Origin of the sequence: Sporanaerobacter acetigenes DSM 13106 (assembly GCF_900130025.1) — a bacterium.
Taxonomy (GTDB): domain Bacteria; phylum Bacillota; class Clostridia; order Tissierellales; family Sporanaerobacteraceae; genus Sporanaerobacter; species Sporanaerobacter acetigenes.
Map to the genome: position 1 here is coordinate 160,658 of NZ_FQXR01000004.1, position 18,326 is coordinate 178,983.

Sequence of the window (18,326 nt, forward strand, 5' to 3'; positions counted from 1 at the left end):
TTTTCAACTCCCATTAACTTATTGTAGCTCCAGATGGTATATCTTCTAAGGTACTCACCAATGTAAGTACTCCATCTTTTTCTGCCGCCAATACCATTCCATAAGACTCTACTCCCCTAAGTTTCACAGGTTTTAAGTTTGACACAAGTACTACTTTTTTACCTACTAAATCTTCAGGGCTATAGTATTTTCTTATACCTGATACTACTTGCCTTGTTTCTTCTCCTACCTTCAATTGTAATACCAAAAGTTTATCTGCATTTGGATGTTTTTCTGCACTCAAAACTTCTGCTACCTTTAATTCTATTTTATCAAAATCGTCAATAGTTATATAGTTTTCTTCCACTTCTGTTTCTACTCCTTTTTGTTTACCTTTTTTGACATTTCTTTCTTCTATGAGTTTTGAATTGGCTTCATCTAATCTTTCTAGTTCTTTCTTTATATCTAGCCTTGGGAATATTGGATTCCCTCTGTTGACTTTTTGTCCTACTGATATTTGTCCCCATACTTTTCCATCGTCCCAAGAAATATTTTTATCTGAAAATCCCAATTGTCTTCTTATCTCATCTGAAGTTCTTTCCATAAAAGGCCTTATAAGTATAGATGTAATCCTTAAACTTTCACATAGATTGTAAAGAACTGTATTTAATCTTTCACTATCTCCTTCTTTTGCAAGAACCCATGGAGTAGTTTCATCTATATACTTATTTGTCCTTCTTATAAGTTTCCAAATTTCTTCTAATGCTCCACTAAAATCCAACTTATCCATATGCTCTTCAACTTTTTCTGGTATATTTATTGCCAATTCTTTAAGTTCATCATCAAATTCTCCAGATTTTAGAGCCTCTGGAATAAGCCCATAATTGTATTTTTCCACCATAGTCACAGTTCTGCTGACTAAATTTCCTAAATCATTGGCCAAATCTGAATTTAATCTAGTCAAAAATTTTTCTCTTGAAAATGAACCATCTTGACCAAAGGAAAATTCCCTTAGCAAGAAATATCTAAAAGAGTCTATTCCATATAATTCAATGATTGGCTCTGGATATATGACATTGCCTTTAGACTTTGACATCTTGTCATTTTCAAACAATATCCAACCATGGCCAAAAACTTTCTTTGGCAATTCTATATCCAATGCCATGAGTACTGCTGGCCAAATAATAGTATGGAATCTAACTATTTCTTTACCCACTAGATGAACATCACAAGGCCAATACTTTTTAAATTTTTCATCATCCTCTGTGCCATATCCCAATGCAGTTAAATAGCAAAGCAATGCATCTAGCCATACATATACAACATGTTTATCATCAAAAGGAACTTTTACTCCCCAATCAAAAGTAGTTCTGGATACGCAAAGGTCTTCCAATCCTGCATTTAAAAAATTGTTAAGCATTTCATTTTTTCTAGATTCAGGTTGTAAAAATTCTGGATTTTCTTCAAACAATTTTATGAGATCATCTCTATATTTTGAAAGTTTGAAAAAATAAGCTTCTTCTTTGGTCTTGTGAACTTCTCTTCCACAGTCAGGACATTTTCCATCTACAAGTTGGCTTTCTGTCCAGAAAGATTCACAAGGTGTACAATACAATCCCTCATAATATGATTTGTAAATGTCCCCCTTATTGTATAGCTTTTCAAATATTTTTTGTACTGCCTTTTCATGTTCAATATCTGTAGTCCTTGTAAAAGCATCATAAGATATATCTAACATTGCCCAAAGTTCTTTGATATCTTTCACTATTCCGTCTACATATTCTTTTGGAGATACTCCATTTTCTTTTGCCTTTTCTTGTATTTTTTGTCCATGCTCATCAGAACCAGTAACTAACATTACATCATATCCCATAAGCTTTTTATATCTCTTTAAAGTATCGGCAGCTACAGTAGTATAAGTATGCCCTATATGAAGATTGTCACTTGGATAATATATAGGTGTAGTAATATAATAATTCTTCATTTTCTAACCTCCTTATTTTTTCTAAACAAAAAACCTCCATCTCTAAATCAATAGAGACGAAGGTATTCTTCGCGGTACCACTCCAATTCATTTAAACTTCACAGTTTAAATCTCTATAGGTTACAATCATAACCTTGCAATCTTAACGGTTGCAAACCCGTCATAGCCTACTTTTTTCAGCTATACAGTTTAGGGGCCATATTCGGCAAGACTTTGAACGCTGGCTTTCACCTTTCCCAGCTCTCTAGTGTTCAAAATACAGACCTACTCTTCCCTGCATTACCTTTATTTTATAATACTCTATTTATTTAAATAATATACAAGATTAATGATAAAATGTCAAGGATAAAAAGATAGTAAAGATTTCACGGGTCTTTGACAATTTAAAAAATTGATCCTTGACTCAATATGACATCTATTACTCCAAATGAAATACCATAAGCAATGATACTCATATATGATAAATAAACAAAAGAGCCTTTCATACGGAGATTATATAATATAGCTTCCATAGTTAAAAATATCCACGTAAATACAACAGATGCCGTTATAATCCATGATGCCGTCTCTAAAAGAATATAAATACCAAAAATTACACCAAACAATACAACTGCTATCTTATATAAATCCCCAAGTCGAAACATGATTTTTTTAAAGTTTGTACGCTCATATCTAACAGTTATGCTTTTTCCCATACTACTTCTTGCCATCTTGTTCCAAACAATATAATCATACAATTCAGCTATATAATAAATCAGAAAACTCAGAAGAAACGCTGTTCCAATTATAAAAGCAAATGAATTTATAAAAAATTCCTTTGAAAATACCGTAAAATCATATTTCTTCATAATTACAATATATAGGTGACATAAAAACACAGCGATTAGTGCAAACAAAAATCCCACAAGCAGAACTTTCTTTCGTCTGATATTTCGTATCATTTCATATTTTTCCCGTTCAGAAACTTGGTCATTATTTTTTCTAAACTGCATAATCGTTCTAAATATGATTAGATAACCATTCTGACATACAAACTCCCAGCCATCCCGTTTCATGTTTTCTATCATTTCATTTATGTTTCGTCCTATATTATAAATTACCTTATAACTGTATTTACCTTTTTCTTCTGAAAGACGTGAAAACATGAGAAAATTACCTTTCATTCCTGAAAAAATATATCCCTCTTCCTCCATATCTATTAGATAATGTTCTACTTCATCTGTTTCATAATATTGAAAATTATGATAAATTAACTTATCCACTTAATGCCCTCCTATATCACATTGTAAAAATGTGTCCATGCAGATTGTACCAGCCATATGAAAATTCATTATTGCTTTATCAACTTCTAACTCGCCAACAAATAAAAATAAACTTTTGTACTCATTTTTAATTATATCGTAATAATGTTCCATCGAATCATTGTCACAAGAGCAACTTGTCCCGATCATACTTTATCAGGTAAATGCTTTTTCACAAAATCATTTGAAACCCCCTGCTCTTTAAAATTTATAAGCAGGGGGCTCTTTGTAGATCTCTATTGTAAAATACTATTCTAGTTTATTATATATTATTTTATAAAAAGTTCAACTTTTATGATATGGACATGTTCATAAATAGAATTGTCAACAATTAAGACTTCTACCCTTTCTTCAACTGTTGTGAAATTTATTACAGCTACAATACTTTCAGCCACAAGAATAAGAATTTTCCAATATAATAGAAAGCTTTCTTTCTTTAATTATATCAATCTTATTTACTTATGCAATAAAAAAAAACTATCATATTTCGACTCGTGTCTCGGGTATTTGACAGTTCTATAAGAGATAATTTTTACTGCCAAAGCTGAAATGTCAAGGATAAAAAGATAGTAGCCAGTATTTATTAAGTACATATAATGATATTAGCTAAAATTATAAAAGGAGTTGATTTTTTTATGTATTCACCTATGAACCAAGACCCATATATGCCTGACCCTTACATGCCTGCAGTTCCACCACTATATCCTATGGACAATTGTATGCCTGAACCATATATGCCTATATATGAGCCATATATGCCTGAAATGCCTATGTATCCACCAAATAATATGCCTATCATGTGTCCTATGATGGATCCAATGTTTAGACAATGTATGGAAATATGCATGAGACAATGTGGAAGATATAATAGTCCTATGGAAATAAATGATATTAAAAATATTTTTCCTGCAGAAACAGAAAATTTTTTACCCACAAGTGCTGAAGAAATAGAGGAATAGTGGGTTTTTACCAAAAATAACCTTAAGCTTTTGTGAAATTTTGTGACTAGTGCTTCTGAGCTTTGCCAGTATTTATGCGGCTTGGAGGCACTAAACTTTTTTTCGACAAAATTTGATATTTTCTTAAACATAAGGAATAATTATTTTTAAAATTGGATATAATAGCTATTTATCAAGTGTTTTTCTGAATTTATCTAATTTTCTAACTTTTTATCAAAAAATTTGACAAACAATTTCTTTTTAAATAGAATACAATAAGTCAAACTTGAGGAGGGAAAAACATGGATGAATTTTCAGTAAAACCTAAGCGCTATCTGAAAATTACAACTATCCTCGCTATAGCAGCTATAATTTGTTTAGGCATTTATGAGGAAAAGACTAAAACAGTTACTATTTGCATAGATGATAGCAAAAAGACAGTAAGAACGTTAAAGCCTACTGTAGGTGATGTTCTTCAAAGCGAAGGAATTAAATTAGAGGAAGGAGGATATATAAATTACAAGATTACTGACAAATTAAAGAAAGATACAACTATAACAATAAAAACACCTAAAATTTATAAAATAAAGTTTGGCGAAAAGATATTGGAAGTAAAATCCACAGAAAACACTGTAGAAAATATCTTGAAAGATGTAAATATAGATTTAGGTAAAAATGATTATACCTATCCAACACTAAGCGCAAAAGTGAATCCTATGGACGAAATTGAAATAGTCAATGTAGATGAAATTGTAGAAACAGTTAAGAAGGATATCCCTTTTGAAGAAGTTGTAAGAAAAACCAGCAAATTAGAAAAAGGAACTTCGAAAGTTGTGCAAGAAGGTAAAACAGGACTTAAAGAAATTCAAGTAAAGAAAATATTTAAGAATGGACAATTGGTTTCCGAAAAACTTATATCTGAAAAACTTGTTTCTAATCCCGTACCAAAAGTAATTGAAAAAGGTACTAAGGAAAAAGAAATCTATGTTTCTTCAAGAGGAAATGTAAGATATAAAAAAGTTTTCACAGTAGTGGCAACTGCTTATGACTTATCATATGCAAGTTGTGGAAAAAGACCCGGTGACAGAGGGTATGGGATTACAGCATCAGGTACAAAAGCAAGACCTGGAGTTGTATCAGTAGACCCAAGAGTCATTCCACTGGGAACTAAACTTTATGTTGAATCTCTTGACAATAGAAGTGATTATGGTTTTGCTATAGCAGAGGATACAGGTAGCGCTATAAAAGGTAACAGAATTGATTTGTTCTTTCCAAGTGGGAAAGAAGCCAAAATTTTTGGCAGAAGAAAAGTAAAAGTTTATATATTAGAAGACTAGGGAAATTCCTAGTCTTCTAATTTCAAAGGAATATATTACATACAAATACTGAGGCAAATATAGAAGCAATATAAGATATCAGAGCCGCCTTCAAAGTATATCTATGATCTCTTATTCCAATAGAGCCAAAATATACAGCCATGGTATAAAATATAGTCTCAGAAGAACCCATCATGATTGAAGCTACTTGCCCAGGAAAAGAATCTGGTCCATAGTTTTCTATGATATCTTTTACTACACCCAACGCTCCACTACCTGAAATAGGTCTCATGATGACCAACGGAAGTACTTCTACAGGAATCCCTACAAATTCCATGATAGGACTTAATATATCCATTAGCATATAAAGAGCATGGGAACCTCTAAATATTCCTATAGAAACAAAAATAGCTATAAGATAGGGCATTATCTTTATAGAAGTTTTTATACCTTCTTTGACTCCTTCAATAAAAGCAGAATATATATCTATCCCTTTTACATATCCATAAATGATTATAGTCAAGGTTATAAATGGAACAAGACCTATAGATATAGCCTTCATAAACAATCACTCTTTTCAAAAAGTTTTACAGCTATTATTCCCACAATAGTAGAAATAGAAGTAGCTATAATACCTGGCCCCACTATCCCAGTTGGATCAGCTGAACCAGTATCATATCTAATTTTAAGTACAGTCAATGGAACCAATTGAACAGAAGACATATTTATGACGAGAAACATACACATGGCATTGGTAGCCCTTTTTTTATCTTTGTTTAATTTGTTTATCTCCTCCATAGCTTTTAATCCAAAAGCTGTAGCTCCATTTCCTACTCCAAACATATTGGCTATGATATTCATGAGTATAAATCCTTCAGCAGGATGATTTTTGGGAATACCCGGAAACAAAAACCTCATTATAGGACTAAAAATTTTTGACAACTTTTCTAAAAATCCAGATTCTTTTGCTATATTCATAATCCCAAGCCAAAAAGACATTATTCCTATAAGACTTATAGCAAAAGTCACTGCCTCTCCTGCTTCTTTTATGATGATATTATTTATTTCTTCTAGTGTACCAGCAAATATAGAATATACTATTCCTATAGCTATGAGCAAAAACCACATGGTGCTCATCATAAAAAAATCTCCCCTTCCATTAGAATATATGAAAAGAGGAGAACTATAAGAACTTTTATTTATACATATCTCCAAAAGGAGTAGCTACTTTTTCGATTTTTTCACTTTCCACTAGCTTTTCCATTTTTTCTTTGAGTTGATCCATGTTGATGGCTTCTCCATATTCTTTTTCAACTTCCCCCAATATGGATAAAAATTGAGATTCATTTATAGGAAGTTTATCTTTTATGATTCTATAAAACTTTTCTTCTTCTTCCTTGCTATATTTTTTAAGTTCATCAAAAGGATTTAATGTGTGAGGACTTCTAGTCTTTGAAGCTCGTATTCTCACATATATAGTACGTCCCATAGTAGCAGAAGATATAAATACATCTCCAGATTTTAGATAGGGAAGTCTCCTTGCCTCTTCTTCTTTTATATCTGTTTCTTCTCTTATGGTCTGTATATCTGATGATCTGACAGTTCTAAATATAAACTTTGTATTTAATTGAGCTGTAATAGTTTCTTCCAAAAGAGTAGGTCTTTGAGTAGCCAATATCAAAAATACTCCATATTTTCTTCCCTCTTGGGATATTTCCTTTAATACAGCTTTGGAAGGACATTCATAGCCCTTTGGAGCAAAATTGTGTGATTCATCTGTAACTATAAAAAATGGTGGAAAATAGTCACTAGTTGTGTGTTTGTAAAGTGCATCTTTAAAATCTCTTCTCTTGTGATAGAGATTATTTAGTAAATAAGTACTAAATACCTGTAGCATTCTAGTGCTTCCTTGAACAACTATGAGTTTCCCAAGTTTCAGCCCTTCTTCTATCTCATGAATATCATTTGAAAATATTCCTTCATTATAGAGCTTCCTAAGTCTCCAAAATATTCCCTTTACAGAACTATATGGACAAGTTTTGTCATAAGAATCATATAATTCCTTTCTTTTTTTCCAAGCTTCTGTTTCTGCAGTAGTCGTAGCCTCTTCTATCCTTCTCTTTATTTTTTCTTGAGAACCCTCTTCTTGGGCTTCAGAAAGCATCTTGAGCCTGTCATGAAAACTTTGATAGGAATCTTTTCGCTTGTACAATATATCTACTACATTGTTCATGGCATCTGTCAGTGTACTAGAAGCATCTAATAGATTTTTTAAATCTTGAGGACTCAAATCCTCAAATTTAACTCCCACATCATAGCCGACTTGAAGACATTTAAATTTTCCGCTGAAATCTTCCTTTTCATCATCAGGAAGATATTCCTGCATTTCAGAAAAATCCATTTCAAAATGAGGATCTAGAACTATTGTAGGTATATTTAATTTCATAAGTTCCTCTAAAACTACTCTAAGTCCAAAGGATTTTCCAGAGCCAGAACCTCCAAATACTCCTATATGAGGATATTGATGCATAGACTTTAAATCAAGTATATAAGGTATACCCTTTTGAGGTTGGAGCTTATCATCTTCAAATGTATACAATATATTTTTAAGTTCCTCATCCATATCTTCTTCCATTTGATCTGTGTTTCTTATGAGACCTAAAACCAGCCCTTCTTCTTTATTTGCTTTGACCATAAAATCTTTTACTTCATAAAATTTAGGTACCCTTACATCAGAGCCAGTTTCTACTGGATATTGAGCCTCATTTATAAGTCTTACTTTGGCAATATATATAGTATCTTCATCTATATTGTATCCTATAGCTCTTAGGGACTCCAATACACTGGAGTCTACCAAATCTCCATTTATATTTAGCGGTATGTATCTATTGTAAGTATTGGCCTCTACTACCTCTCCCATTAAGTCGCCTTGAGCTTCATCCATTATAATTAAAAACTCATTTATCCTAAAGTTTCTATCTTTAGACCCTATATATACTTCTTGTTGAGTAGTAATTCCTACAACCTTCATCAAAAATCCCCCCTAAAGTGTTCTTTTATCTCTTTCAGATATAAAAAGTTTTTCAAGTATTTCTCTATCTAAATAAGTTTCCAAGATACTGTGCATCATCTTGTCCGATATTTTCACTTCACTATCTACTATATCAAGCCATAGTGGCACACCCCTGCTATTTTTAGGCGTGAGAGTAAATACAAGCTTTGCCATTTCTTCTATATACTCTCTTTGAGTATCTAGTATATCCATTCCAATGACGCTAGGAGCATTGGAGCTTCTCATAAATATAGAAGTAAATCCTTCCTTAGGTTTCTTTGCTACTTCATCTTTTATTTTAACCATCTCTCCATATTTAAGAAGTCCATATAGTAATTCTCTATCATATAAATTTTCGGCTGTATCTAAAATCTTATCTTTAGCTAATTTTTCTCCAACAATAGAAGTTTTTATATCCTTTATGACACCTATAAGTATGATTCCCCTGTTTTCACATTCCCTTCGAAGTTCTATCCACTTTTCAAAACACTCTATATCATATCTTATAAGAGAACCATCCATCATAATAGCATAGGGATTGTACTTTTTGACCCCTTCCAAAGCTACATCTACTTCTATACCAGACAATTTATAGTTTTTAATAGCCTCTTCATTGCCATCAAGTCTTTCAATAAGCTCACTTTCTTCTTCCGTATATAGTGGAGTATAAAAATCTGCTTTATAAATCGGAGTATCATCATATATAGAACTTTTAGCTAATCCCTGATAAATTTCTAAATAGTGAGGATATGCCCCACCAATTCTATTTTTAGAACCGTCAACTCCAATTATCCCACCATTTTTTAAATATTTTTCAATTTCACTTTTATCCATTTTTTCTATTTGGACTATTTCTCCTATGTTCTCATCTACATAATTTTTCAATTCACCACTATCCATTTTAAGAAGTTTGTTGTACTTGTTGCACAAATTGGAATTTAAACGTATAACTTTTTCTTTCAATTCATCACTCAATCCGTACAAAATATCACCCCTTCATACTTCTATATATAAGTATAATACAATATTTAGTTTGAGGAAAACTTGTTTAAATTTTTATCTTGTTTTTTTGTGAAATATTTTTAAAAAACAGGTTGACTTAAAATGGTATATATGGTACAATTTAAATTGTAGAAAAAAGTCGATACATATTAAATAATTAGGAGGTATTTCAAAATGAAATCAACTGGTATTGTAAGAAAAGTAGACGAGCTAGGTAGAGTAGTTATACCTATAGAGCTTAGAAGGACTTTGGAAATTGCTGAGAAGGATGCTTTGGAAATTTACGTTGATGGAGAACAAATCATACTTAAAAAGTATGCTCCAGCTTGTATTTTCTGTGGACAAGCTAAAGACGTTCAAGTATTCAAAGGCAAAAATATTTGTCCAGCTTGTCTTGAAGAACTTAAAAAGTAATACTCTTTCCCATCCATTTTGGATGGGATTTTTATTCATAGATCTATGCTCTCCTTATATACTTGGTTTTTAGGTATATCTCTATCTTTGGATACTTTTTTTATTGCTTCTTTTTTGGAAAATCCATTTTCCATATACAATTTTATATGTTCTTTTATAGGAATATCTAGGAGAGGAACTTCCTTTTCCGCTTTTCCACCTTCTACTACAATGACAAATTCTCCTTTTCTATTTTCTCTGTATTTCTCTATTCCTTCTTCTATAGTACCTCTAAAAGTTTCTTCATGAATTTTAGTCAATTCTCTTGAAATAGAAATGCGTCTATTCCCTAATACTTCACACATATCTTTTAAAAGATCCATAAGCCTATGAGGAGCTTCGTAGAGTATAATGGTTCTTTCTTCGTTTTTTAATCTTTCTAACTCTTTTTTCCTATCCTTTTTGTTGGAGGGCAGAAATCCTTCAAATACAAATTTACCTGTAGGAAATCCCGACAACAAAAGGGCTGTAATAGATGCTGTGGAACCTGGAAGAACTATTACTTCTATTTTTTTTAAAATAGCTTCTCTTATAAGATCTTCCCCAGGATCTGATATACCTGGCATTCCAGCATCTGATACCAACGCAATATTTTCTCCCGCTTCAAGTTTTTCCAATAAAAATTTTCCCTTTTCCCATTTGTTATGTTCGTGATAACTTGTAAGGGGTTTTTTTATCTCATAATGATTTAATAGCTTTATGGTATGTCTTGTATCTTCTGCAGCTATTAAATCCACTTTATTTAACACATTTAAAGTCCTAATAGTTATATCTTCTAAATTTCCTATGGGAGTAGGACAAATATAAAGGGTTCCATTAGCCATTTTTATTTTCCACATCCATTCCATAAATTTTATATATTTCATCTGTATAAGTACCATCATGATTGTACACATACAAGGGTTTTTGAAATTTTAACTCTGATTTTCCACCCTTCATGCTCATAATAAGTAAAATATTAGGCTTTTCATCATATTTCGGGTGAACAAATTGAATAGACTTGGGTTCCAAATTATATTTTCTTAAAAGCCAAATTATATCTACAAGTCTATGGGGTCTATGAACCATGAAAAACTTCCCGCCTTGACACAATAAATAACTTGCAGTCCTCACTATATCTTCAAGACTACAGGCTATTTCATGTCTTGATATGGCAAAATTGTCCCTTTCATTTACAATCCCACCTCCCCCTTTCATATAGGGTGGGTTAGAGGTGACAAATTGAAATTGGCCGCTTTTAAATATTTCGGGTAGATTTTTTAAATCCATATTTAGTATTTCTATTTGTTCTCCTAAATTGTTCATCTTCACACTTCTACTAGCCATATCTGCCACTTCTTCTTGTATCTCGATGCCGTAAACTTTTTTAGGACTATATCTGGAACATAAAAATAGCGGAATTATACCTGTTCCCGTTCCTAAATCTAAACCCGTAGAATCTATTTTAATTTTTGAAAAATTGGAAAGAAGTATAGCATCTGTTCCATAAGAAAATTTCCCTCTATTTTGAATAATTTTGTAATTGCTTCCTGGAATAATATCTATTTTTTCTCCATCTCTCAATATTGTTTCCATAATATACTCCTTTAGTCTTTTGATGATTATAGCAAAAAAGACCCTTAAGGGTCTTTTTCTATGGACAAATTAGTCTTGCTTTGGAGCATCTACTGGGCATACATTTGCACATGCACCACATTCAATACATTTTTCTGGATCTATAACGTATCTATCATCTCCTGCGCTAATAGCTTCTACTGGACATTCAGCTGCACATGCACCACAGCTGATACAAGCATCTGTAATTTTATAAGCCATCTAGTTCACCCCCTTAGTCAACTTGTCTTATAACTGCTAATATTTTATCATTATTTTGCTAATAATAAAAGTGTATTAAATATATTTAATTGTTATTTTGATTGATTTCCTTTAATTTTCCTGTAAATCCCTATGTTTATTACAACATTCTTCAACTTCACAAGGACAATTTTCTTCAGGGATTATATATTCTGGGTCTATATCTTCAGTTATCTCTATATCATTTATGTTATATACAATCAAATCCTCTGTATCATCGCTTAAAGTAACCTTTACTTTAACATTTTCCATAATAGTATAGCTTTCTATTACTGTACCTCTTCCAAGAGGAGTGACAACTATAGTACCTATACTTGGCATTCTTTCAAGTATCTCCTCATACACATGATGCTCATATTTTAAGCAACACATAAGCCTTCCGCAAAGACCTGATATCTTTGTAGGATTTAATGATAAATCTTGTTCTTTGGCCATCTTTATTGAAACAGGCTCAAATTCCCCTAAAAAGGCAGTACAGCATACTGGCTTACCACAAGGACCTAGTCCACCTATCATCTTTGCCTCATCTCTAACTCCTATTTGTCTTAACTCTATTCTAGTCCTAAATATAGCAGCTAAATCTTTGACAAGCTCCCTGAAATCCACTCTGCCATCTGCTGTAAAATAAAATATGACTTTGTTGTTATCAAAAGTATATTCTACATCTACCAATTTCATCTGAAGACCATGTTCTTCTATCTTTTCTAAACATATGATGAAAGCTTCTTGAGCTTTTTCTTTGTTTTCTTCATGTATTTGACAATCTTCTTGTGTTGCTATTCTTAATACTTTTTTTAATGGTGGCACTATTTCCTCTTCAGTAACTTCCTTTGGACCAACTACTACGTGACCAAATTCTATACCTCTAGCCGTCTCTACTATAACACAATCATCTCTATTTATTTCTAGCTCATCTGGATCAAAATAATATATTTTACCTGCTTTTTTAAATCTGACTCCTACTACTTTTATCATTTTTAAACCTCCTGCATTTTCAAAAGCATTGTCTCTATTGAGAGTTGATAATTTAATCTTAAATCTATATTTCTTTTGGTCACCATAATATATTCCATTATATCATTTATTTTATCTTTTGATAAAAATTTTTGGCTCGATAGGATTTCCATTTTATCCCTGTTTATGATCAGATCAGTGCTATTTGTCTCTTTATATATAAATAAATCCCTGAACCAATAGAGAATTATATCTAATATCTCATCAATAGAATTTTTATTTGCCTCAAAAAAGCTTATATCGCTAAAAACCTTGAGCCTATCACCTTTAACTATTTCGTCTATAGTTTCTATAGTTTTCTCTCTTAAATTGAAGAATTCTTCATTTCTACAAAGTTCTATAGCCCTTCCTATACTTCCTCTAGAAAAAGAAGAAATAAATTCTGCTTCTTCTGTTTTCTTTCCATATTTCTCAATCAATACTTTGACTATTTTTTCCTTTTCAACTGGAATAAAATTTATTACTTCACATCTAGAAAGAATAGTCGGCAAGATATTTTCACTACTAGTACTTATGAGAATAATATTTACATAGCTGGGTGGCTCTTCCAATGTCTTTAGAAAAGCATTTTGTGCTTCTTTTCTCAGTTTGAAACTATCGTCTATAATATATATTTTTCTATTTCCCTCTAGTGGTTTCAACATCATGGACTTTATAGCTTCTTCTATTTGGCTCTTTTTTATTGTGTTTTTTTCAGCTTCAACAAGATAAAAATCTGGATGATTTGAAGAATCAAATTTAATACAAGAACTACATTCATTGCAAGGCTCTAATCCTCTTCTTTTACATAAAAGAGTTTTAGCAAACTCATAAGCTACTTTCTTTTTTCCTATAGCTTCAGGCCCTTGAAATAAATAGCTATGACTTATCTTGTCATTTTCTATAGCTCTTTTTAAACTTTGTATTATCTTCTCATGACCTACTATATCCATATTTAAATCCTCTTGAAATCGTCTATATCCATGATAAATATTGTTGCTCCGCCAATATTTATTTCTTGATTTCCTTTTTTTATGGCTCTTGAACTACATATTTCTTCTATGATGCTTAAAACATCATCTATTTGATTTTCTTCTACTCCTATTAAAAGAGTTGTGTTGCCTGATTTTAAAAATCCTCCTGTACTAGCCAATTTTGTCACTCTGAATTTGTTGCTCATCAATGCCTTTACAAGCTTTGGTGTATCTGCATCCTGAACAATAGCTATAAGTAACTTCATCTTCAAACCCCCTCACTATAATCTTATATATTTTTCTACATCTAAAATAAATATTGTAGCTCCACCAACCTTTACATCTAGTGGATATGGAATATAGGTATCTCCTGGCATAGTTACAGTCAAAAGAGATGTAGTTATTTCTCTAGTCTTGCAAGTATGTTCTATAATATCCAATACCTTTTCTACGCTTTCATCTTCCACACCTATCAAAAGAGTTGTATTGCCTGATTTTAAAAATCCTCCTGTACTAGCTAATTTAGTTATCCTAAATTCTTCTTCTGTCAGCTCCTCTACAAGATTGGAAGCATCCTGATCTTGAACTATGGCAATTATAAGTTTCATTTTAATGGCCCTCCTTTTTTAAATATTTTATCCAATTCATTCTTTACTTCTTCAAAGGTCTCCTCTACAGATTTAGAAGCATCTATTACTTTTATATTTTCTGGATACATAGAAATGAGTTTGAGATATCCATTATATACTTCTCTATGAAAGTTTATTCCTTCCATCTCCAACCTATCCCCACTATTTTCTCCTGTTTTTCTACTTAAAGCCTCGACTGGATCTATATCAAAAAACAATATTAAATCTGGATTTACTCCTTCTATTCCAAAATCATTTATAGCTTTTACATCAGAAACTCCAAGTTCTCTACCTATTCCTTGATATACCAAACTTGAAAGTACGAATCTTTCAGAAAGAACTACTTTTCCCTCTTCCAATGCAGGCCTTATTTTTTCATATACATGTTGACTTCTAGATGCTGCATATAGAAGTGCTTCTGTTCGTGGAGACATATTTGTATTTTTTTTATCTAATATTATATTTCTAATATCTTCTCCTATACTTGTTCCTCCTGGTTCTCTTGTCACAATAAAATCTATGTTTAAGTCTTTGAGATATTCCACAATAAGTTCTGTTATAGTACTTTTCCCTGAACCATCTGGTCCTTCCAATGTTATAAATATTCCACTCATCTATTGCTCAGTCCTTTCTCATTTAACAAGCCTAATCTTTCCTCTATTATAATCTAGTGGCCCAATTATTTCCACACCATTTTGGCTTAAATTAAGTACTTCCTTATATATTTCATAAGTTATTACTTCTCCTGGAATCACTATGGGAATTCCAGGGGGATAAGGTATGATATAATCAGCTGAAATTTTTCCTATGGCCTTTTCTAATTCTACAACTTGTTTTTCTCTATAAAAAGCTTCTCCTATTGGAAGTTCAACAACAGGTTCGATCATGCCAAAATCGATTTGTCTCATATCCTCATATGACTCTAAACTCACTATTTCCTCTATAGCCTTCTTAAATAAGTCTAAATCCCCCTTTGTATTCATAAGAGTTGTCAAAAGTAAACCATAGTAGTAATCAGACATTTCAAGCTGTATATGATATTTATTCCTCAATATTTTTTCTAATGTAGTTCCTCTGATTCCCTTTATGTTTATAAGTACTTTGGTCATATCAAAATCTTCTATAGTACAGTCTTCCTCGTCTCCCGTAAAGATAGATACCCTGTCTATTTCTTTTAAATCCTTGACAATCTCGTTTAAATTTTCTATATGTTCCCTTAGTTTATCTACTCCTTCTCTTTCCATATAAGCTCTAACTATATCTAATGAAGCCATGAACATATAAGAAGGACTAGTGGTCTGATAAAGATTTAGCATACTTTTAAGTTTTTCTATATCCACTCTATCAGAAACTACATGAATCATAGAAGTTTGAGTGAAACTAGGCAAGGTCTTATGAGTACTTTGAACTACAATATCAGCTCCTGCTTCTATAGAAGATATAGGGAGCTTTTCTGAAAACATCAAGTGACTACCATGAGCTTCATCTACCAGCAATATCCTATTATATCTATGTACTATTTCAGCTATACTCTTTACCGGACTACATACTCCATAATATGATGGATAAGTAATGACTACCGCTTTTATGTCCTTATCCCTCTTCAATATAGTTTCTACATCATGAGGGTTTATTCCTGTAACAATTTTATTTTTTTTATTATAATTAGGATAAATATATCTAGGTATAAGTCTATTTAGAATGATACCATTGTAGACAGATTTATGAGAATTTCTTTGGATGAGAACTTTATCTCCTGGATTAGTTATTGCTCCAAGAGCTATATATATACTTCCAGTAGTGCCATTTACAGAATAGAATGTTGCCTTTGATTTAAAAGTATCAGAAGCCAATTTTTGACTTTCTAAAATAATTCCATCAGGATCTTGCAAATTGTCAAGACCCTCCACTTCCGTCAAATCTATCCGAGGAATGTATTGACCCCAATCTATAAGAGTATTTTTCCCTTTGTGTCCTGGAGTATGAAAAGATATATTGCCTTCTTCTACATACTTCTTGAGTCCATCAAATATAGGTGTATCCATTTTCTACTCCTTTCAAATAACTGCATATGATTATTATACCAAAAAATTAAAAAGTGTCAGTAGTTTGTCTGACACTCTTTAAGTATATTTTTAATAGTATACATATAGTATTCATATTCCGCATCTTCTACTCTTGTTTTTGTAATAGCATTTAAACAGTCTTTACAAATATGTGCATTTAGAAACTTAATTCCTTCTTTTTTGTTTTCCCTACAAACTGAGCAGTACAAAAAACCATCCCCTTAATCCTATTTCCCATAATTATTGCCACTATAATATATCTTATTCACATTTGTGAAAATAGTGCCTGTCAATGGAAAGCTAATTTGTACTTATTTTTCTATTTACTTCACTTACAAAGCTTTGGCTAGGCCTAAAAAGGAAAAGATATTCCTTTCCTTTTCTATGATATCTTCCTACATGACAATTTTCAAAAGATTTGTCAAATACAAATTTATAATTGAAATTATATTTTTCATTCCCACTATAAGGCTTTATAGAGGAAAGTTCATCTAATTTTATACTGAGCATTTTAAAATTTCTTTTCCCAATAAGCCTATGAAATATCAATTCATCATCTTCCAACGTGTAGCTATATTTTGAAAAATATTTTATAAGAATTCCGCTGCATGCAAACGTTACCATGAGTATTACGATTATATTAGTCATATAGGGATATTTAGCTGTATATTTATTCGCCAAAAATATCACAAAATCTACAAGAATTGCAGTAACTATAATAGATAAAAAAACTTTTAAAAAAGATTTTTCTTTTTTTTCAACAATTTCATTCATTTTTCTTTCCCCCTTCAACTCTATTTTAAGCAAAATGCATAAAAATATCAAATTATTTCGAAAAAAATACCCTTGAAAATTCAAGGGTATTTTTAGTCATCATTTAACTTTATAATACATATTGTTTGCTCGTATTCCTGTGGAACCTCTACTCTTTTTCTTTTCCTTTGAATATTTACAATCATCCATCACATCACCAAGAGCATAAAATACAAAAGTAATAAAGCACATTAGCAGAAATGCAGAAATAACATATTTCATTTTTATCCCACCACCAACAATTATTCCTACTTTTCTACATTATATCAAATGCTAATGTTTATTTCCACATAAAAATACAATTTATTCTTCTGTATCTTCTTTTTCTCCTATCACTTCAACTTCTGGGGTTTCTTCTGTGTCTTCTTCACTCTCTTGTTGCCTTGTTGGCTCAGTAAGTATTGCTATTGCATCTTTGGGATCTCTAAAAATAGTTATGTCTTCATTTTTATAGATTTCTAAATCTTCAACAAAGAATGGAGTATTTAAATCTATGTTTGAAACATCTGCTACTACTGATTGAGGAATGTCTTTTGGCAAACATTCTATTTCAATTTCATCAAGTTGTTGAACCAATATAGTTGATGGAGTGTCTACCTTTTCCCTTCCTACAATAGTGATTGGTAAAGTCATCTTAACTAATTCATCCATACGAAGTTTTTGAAAGTCTACATGAATTAAGTTTCCTTTAACTGGATCATTCTGCATTTCCTTAATTATAACTGGAACTGTCTCTCCCGCAATCTCCAAATCTATTAATGCTGATGAACCATGGGTTCTAAGCATCTTGTGAAAATCTCTTTCCTCAACTTTGATATTCTTTGTTTCTTCACTTCTTCCATATATTACTGCAGGTATAAAATTGTTGTCCCTCAAGTGTTTTACATGATTTTTACCTATTTCTTGTCTTACTTCTGCTTTCAATTTAGCATCTGCCATATCCGATTGCTCCTTTCATGAATTTCATTGTAT

General features: G+C 31.6%; 24 protein-coding genes and 1 other annotated feature. Of the genes, 3 read left to right on the plus strand and 21 right to left on the minus strand.

Translation table 11 applies throughout. The annotated features are described in order from the left end of the window. Nucleotides 1-13: 13 nt before the first annotated feature. From metG to BUA21_RS15200, 4 genes are all read right to left on the minus strand, one after another. Nucleotides 14-1,963 carry a methionine--tRNA ligase gene (metG, locus tag BUA21_RS04740; RefSeq protein WP_072743603.1) on the minus strand — a complete coding sequence of 650 codons (1,950 nt, stop codon included), beginning with the start codon at nucleotides 1,961-1,963 and terminating at the stop codon, nucleotides 14-16. A gap of 49 nt (nucleotides 1,964-2,012) precedes the next feature. Continuing rightward, nucleotides 2,013-2,252: a binding site (T-box leader), on the minus strand. Nucleotides 2,253-2,346: 94 nt separating this feature from the next. Continuing rightward, nucleotides 2,347-3,225, minus strand: coding sequence for a DUF2812 domain-containing protein (locus BUA21_RS04745; RefSeq protein WP_072743604.1), 879 nt, complete (start codon nucleotides 3,223-3,225; stop codon nucleotides 2,347-2,349). Continuing rightward, nucleotides 3,226-3,414 (minus strand): hypothetical protein, encoded by a 189-nt coding sequence (locus BUA21_RS14670; protein ID WP_234973675.1) that lies wholly within the window; start codon nucleotides 3,412-3,414, stop codon nucleotides 3,226-3,228. A gap of 119 nt (nucleotides 3,415-3,533) precedes the next feature. After that, entirely contained in the window at nucleotides 3,534-3,659 is a 126-nt protein-coding gene (locus tag BUA21_RS15200; protein WP_268801889.1) for a hypothetical protein, read from the minus strand. A 201-nt stretch (nucleotides 3,660-3,860) separates the two neighbouring features. Here BUA21_RS15200 and BUA21_RS04750 point away from each other — a divergent pair, with 201 nt between their 5' ends. Beyond that, nucleotides 3,861-4,223 carry a hypothetical protein gene (locus BUA21_RS04750; RefSeq protein ID WP_234973676.1) on the plus strand — a complete coding sequence of 121 codons (363 nt, stop codon included), beginning with the start codon at nucleotides 3,861-3,863 and terminating at the stop codon, nucleotides 4,221-4,223. Between the two features lie 281 nt (nucleotides 4,224-4,504). After that, nucleotides 4,505-5,539, plus strand: coding sequence for a 3D domain-containing protein (locus BUA21_RS04755; RefSeq protein ID WP_072743606.1), 1,035 nt, complete (start codon nucleotides 4,505-4,507; stop codon nucleotides 5,537-5,539). A 22-nt stretch (nucleotides 5,540-5,561) separates the two neighbouring features. Here BUA21_RS04755 and BUA21_RS04760 read toward each other — a convergent pair whose 3' ends face one another. Genes BUA21_RS04760 through BUA21_RS04775 form a run of 4 tightly spaced genes read right to left on the minus strand, consistent with a single transcriptional unit; the run spans nucleotide 5,562 to nucleotide 9,554 of the window. Next, nucleotides 5,562-6,080 (minus strand): spore maturation protein, encoded by a 519-nt coding sequence (locus BUA21_RS04760; protein ID WP_072743607.1) that lies wholly within the window; start codon nucleotides 6,078-6,080, stop codon nucleotides 5,562-5,564. Beyond that, complete coding sequence (locus BUA21_RS04765; protein WP_072743820.1) at nucleotides 6,077-6,658, minus strand: nucleoside recognition domain-containing protein; 582 nt, start codon at nucleotides 6,656-6,658, stop codon at nucleotides 6,077-6,079. The genes BUA21_RS04760 and BUA21_RS04765 overlap by 4 nt, the downstream gene beginning before the upstream one ends. Before the next feature lie 55 nt (nucleotides 6,659-6,713). After that, complete coding sequence (locus BUA21_RS04770; RefSeq protein ID WP_072743608.1) at nucleotides 6,714-8,549, minus strand: ATP-binding protein; 1,836 nt, start codon at nucleotides 8,547-8,549, stop codon at nucleotides 6,714-6,716. Nucleotides 8,550-8,561: 12 nt separating this feature from the next. Beyond that, entirely contained in the window at nucleotides 8,562-9,554 is a 993-nt protein-coding gene (locus BUA21_RS04775; protein WP_234973677.1) for a DNA double-strand break repair nuclease NurA, read from the minus strand. Between the two features lie 192 nt (nucleotides 9,555-9,746). Between BUA21_RS04775 and BUA21_RS04780 the strand changes: the two genes are divergently transcribed. Beyond that, nucleotides 9,747-9,986 (plus strand): AbrB/MazE/SpoVT family DNA-binding domain-containing protein, encoded by a 240-nt coding sequence (locus tag BUA21_RS04780; RefSeq protein WP_072743610.1) that lies wholly within the window; start codon nucleotides 9,747-9,749, stop codon nucleotides 9,984-9,986. A 35-nt stretch (nucleotides 9,987-10,021) separates the two neighbouring features. Here BUA21_RS04780 and rsmI read toward each other — a convergent pair whose 3' ends face one another. The 13 genes from rsmI to BUA21_RS04840 form a co-directional block, all read right to left on the minus strand. After that, nucleotides 10,022-10,873, minus strand: a complete 852-nt coding sequence (gene rsmI / locus BUA21_RS04785) for a 16S rRNA (cytidine(1402)-2'-O)-methyltransferase (RefSeq protein WP_234973678.1) — start codon at nucleotides 10,871-10,873, stop codon at nucleotides 10,022-10,024. After that, nucleotides 10,842-11,600 carry a tRNA1(Val) (adenine(37)-N6)-methyltransferase gene (locus BUA21_RS04790; RefSeq protein ID WP_072743612.1) on the minus strand — a complete coding sequence of 253 codons (759 nt, stop codon included), beginning with the start codon at nucleotides 11,598-11,600 and terminating at the stop codon, nucleotides 10,842-10,844. Before BUA21_RS04790 ends, rsmI begins: the two co-directional genes overlap by 32 nt. A 69-nt stretch (nucleotides 11,601-11,669) precedes the next feature. Then, a complete protein-coding gene (locus tag BUA21_RS04795; protein WP_072743614.1) occupies nucleotides 11,670-11,840 on the minus strand; it encodes a 4Fe-4S binding protein in 171 nt (56 codons plus the stop codon). A gap of 111 nt (nucleotides 11,841-11,951) precedes the next feature. Then, nucleotides 11,952-12,854: a PSP1 domain-containing protein gene (locus BUA21_RS04800; protein ID WP_072743616.1), complete on the minus strand. Its 903-nt coding sequence runs from the start codon at nucleotides 12,852-12,854 to the stop codon at nucleotides 11,952-11,954. A gap of 2 nt (nucleotides 12,855-12,856) precedes the next feature. Next, nucleotides 12,857-13,825: a DNA polymerase III subunit delta' gene (holB, locus tag BUA21_RS04805; protein ID WP_072743618.1), complete on the minus strand. Its 969-nt coding sequence runs from the start codon at nucleotides 13,823-13,825 to the stop codon at nucleotides 12,857-12,859. 2 nt (nucleotides 13,826-13,827) lie between these two features. Continuing rightward, nucleotides 13,828-14,112 (minus strand): cyclic-di-AMP receptor, encoded by a 285-nt coding sequence (locus BUA21_RS04810; RefSeq protein WP_072743619.1) that lies wholly within the window; start codon nucleotides 14,110-14,112, stop codon nucleotides 13,828-13,830. Between the two features lie 15 nt (nucleotides 14,113-14,127). Continuing rightward, nucleotides 14,128-14,454 carry a cyclic-di-AMP receptor gene (locus BUA21_RS04815; RefSeq protein ID WP_072743621.1) on the minus strand — a complete coding sequence of 109 codons (327 nt, stop codon included), beginning with the start codon at nucleotides 14,452-14,454 and terminating at the stop codon, nucleotides 14,128-14,130. Continuing rightward, nucleotides 14,451-15,089 carry a dTMP kinase gene (gene tmk, locus BUA21_RS04820; protein ID WP_084604152.1) on the minus strand — a complete coding sequence of 213 codons (639 nt, stop codon included), beginning with the start codon at nucleotides 15,087-15,089 and terminating at the stop codon, nucleotides 14,451-14,453. Before tmk ends, BUA21_RS04815 begins: the two co-directional genes overlap by 4 nt. Before the next feature lie 18 nt (nucleotides 15,090-15,107). Further along, the gene (locus tag BUA21_RS04825; protein WP_072743623.1) at nucleotides 15,108-16,520 is read right to left on the minus strand and encodes an aminotransferase class I/II-fold pyridoxal phosphate-dependent enzyme; all 1,413 of its coding nucleotides are present in this window, start codon (nucleotides 16,518-16,520) and stop codon (nucleotides 15,108-15,110) included. Nucleotides 16,521-16,576: 56 nt separating this feature from the next. Then, the gene (locus BUA21_RS04830) at nucleotides 16,577-16,750 is read right to left on the minus strand and encodes a sigma factor G inhibitor Gin (RefSeq protein WP_084604153.1); all 174 of its coding nucleotides are present in this window, start codon (nucleotides 16,748-16,750) and stop codon (nucleotides 16,577-16,579) included. A 91-nt stretch (nucleotides 16,751-16,841) separates the two neighbouring features. Further along, entirely contained in the window at nucleotides 16,842-17,315 is a 474-nt protein-coding gene (locus BUA21_RS04835; protein WP_072743624.1) for a hypothetical protein, read from the minus strand. 99 nt (nucleotides 17,316-17,414) lie between these two features. Then, nucleotides 17,415-17,576 carry a hypothetical protein gene (locus BUA21_RS14675; protein ID WP_158281596.1) on the minus strand — a complete coding sequence of 54 codons (162 nt, stop codon included), beginning with the start codon at nucleotides 17,574-17,576 and terminating at the stop codon, nucleotides 17,415-17,417. An 81-nt stretch (nucleotides 17,577-17,657) separates the two neighbouring features. Then, a complete protein-coding gene (locus BUA21_RS04840) occupies nucleotides 17,658-18,293 on the minus strand; it encodes a 50S ribosomal protein L25 (RefSeq protein ID WP_072743626.1) in 636 nt (211 codons plus the stop codon). Nucleotides 18,294-18,326: the final 33 nt, after the last annotated feature.

Coding starts and splice junctions, on each gene's coding strand:
- metG (WP_072743603.1), bottom strand. CDS start 1,963: ATGAAGAATTATTATATTACTACACCTATATATTATCCAAGTGACAAT.
- BUA21_RS14670 (WP_234973675.1), bottom strand. CDS start 3,414: ATGATCGGGACAAGTTGCTCTTGTGACAATGATTCGATGGAACATTAT.
- BUA21_RS04750 (WP_234973676.1), top strand. CDS start 3,861: ATGATATTAGCTAAAATTATAAAAGGAGTTGATTTTTTTATGTATTCA.
- BUA21_RS04755 (WP_072743606.1), top strand. CDS start 4,505: ATGGATGAATTTTCAGTAAAACCTAAGCGCTATCTGAAAATTACAACT.
- BUA21_RS04760 (WP_072743607.1), bottom strand. CDS start 6,080: ATGAAGGCTATATCTATAGGTCTTGTTCCATTTATAACCTTGACTATA.
- BUA21_RS04765 (WP_072743820.1), bottom strand. CDS start 6,658: ATGATGAGCACCATGTGGTTTTTGCTCATAGCTATAGGAATAGTATAT.
- BUA21_RS04770 (WP_072743608.1), bottom strand. CDS start 8,549: ATGAAGGTTGTAGGAATTACTACTCAACAAGAAGTATATATAGGGTCT.
- BUA21_RS04780 (WP_072743610.1), top strand. CDS start 9,747: ATGAAATCAACTGGTATTGTAAGAAAAGTAGACGAGCTAGGTAGAGTA.
- rsmI (WP_234973678.1), bottom strand. CDS start 10,873: ATGGAATGGATGTGGAAAATAAAAATGGCTAATGGAACCCTTTATATT.
- BUA21_RS04790 (WP_072743612.1), bottom strand. CDS start 11,600: ATGGAAACAATATTGAGAGATGGAGAAAAAATAGATATTATTCCAGGA.
- BUA21_RS04795 (WP_072743614.1), bottom strand. CDS start 11,840: ATGGCTTATAAAATTACAGATGCTTGTATCAGCTGTGGTGCATGTGCA.
- BUA21_RS04800 (WP_072743616.1), bottom strand. CDS start 12,854: ATGATAAAAGTAGTAGGAGTCAGATTTAAAAAAGCAGGTAAAATATAT.
- holB (WP_072743618.1), bottom strand. CDS start 13,825: ATGGATATAGTAGGTCATGAGAAGATAATACAAAGTTTAAAAAGAGCT.
- BUA21_RS04810 (WP_072743619.1), bottom strand. CDS start 14,112: ATGAAGTTACTTATAGCTATTGTTCAGGATGCAGATACACCAAAGCTT.
- BUA21_RS04815 (WP_072743621.1), bottom strand. CDS start 14,454: ATGAAACTTATAATTGCCATAGTTCAAGATCAGGATGCTTCCAATCTT.
- tmk (WP_084604152.1), bottom strand. CDS start 15,089: ATGAGTGGAATATTTATAACATTGGAAGGACCAGATGGTTCAGGGAAA.
- BUA21_RS04825 (WP_072743623.1), bottom strand. CDS start 16,520: ATGGATACACCTATATTTGATGGACTCAAGAAGTATGTAGAAGAAGGC.
- BUA21_RS04835 (WP_072743624.1), bottom strand. CDS start 17,315: ATGAATGAAATTGTTGAAAAAAAAGAAAAATCTTTTTTAAAAGTTTTT.
- BUA21_RS14675 (WP_158281596.1), bottom strand. CDS start 17,576: ATGAAATATGTTATTTCTGCATTTCTGCTAATGTGCTTTATTACTTTT.
- BUA21_RS04840 (WP_072743626.1), bottom strand. CDS start 18,293: ATGGCAGATGCTAAATTGAAAGCAGAAGTAAGACAAGAAATAGGTAAA.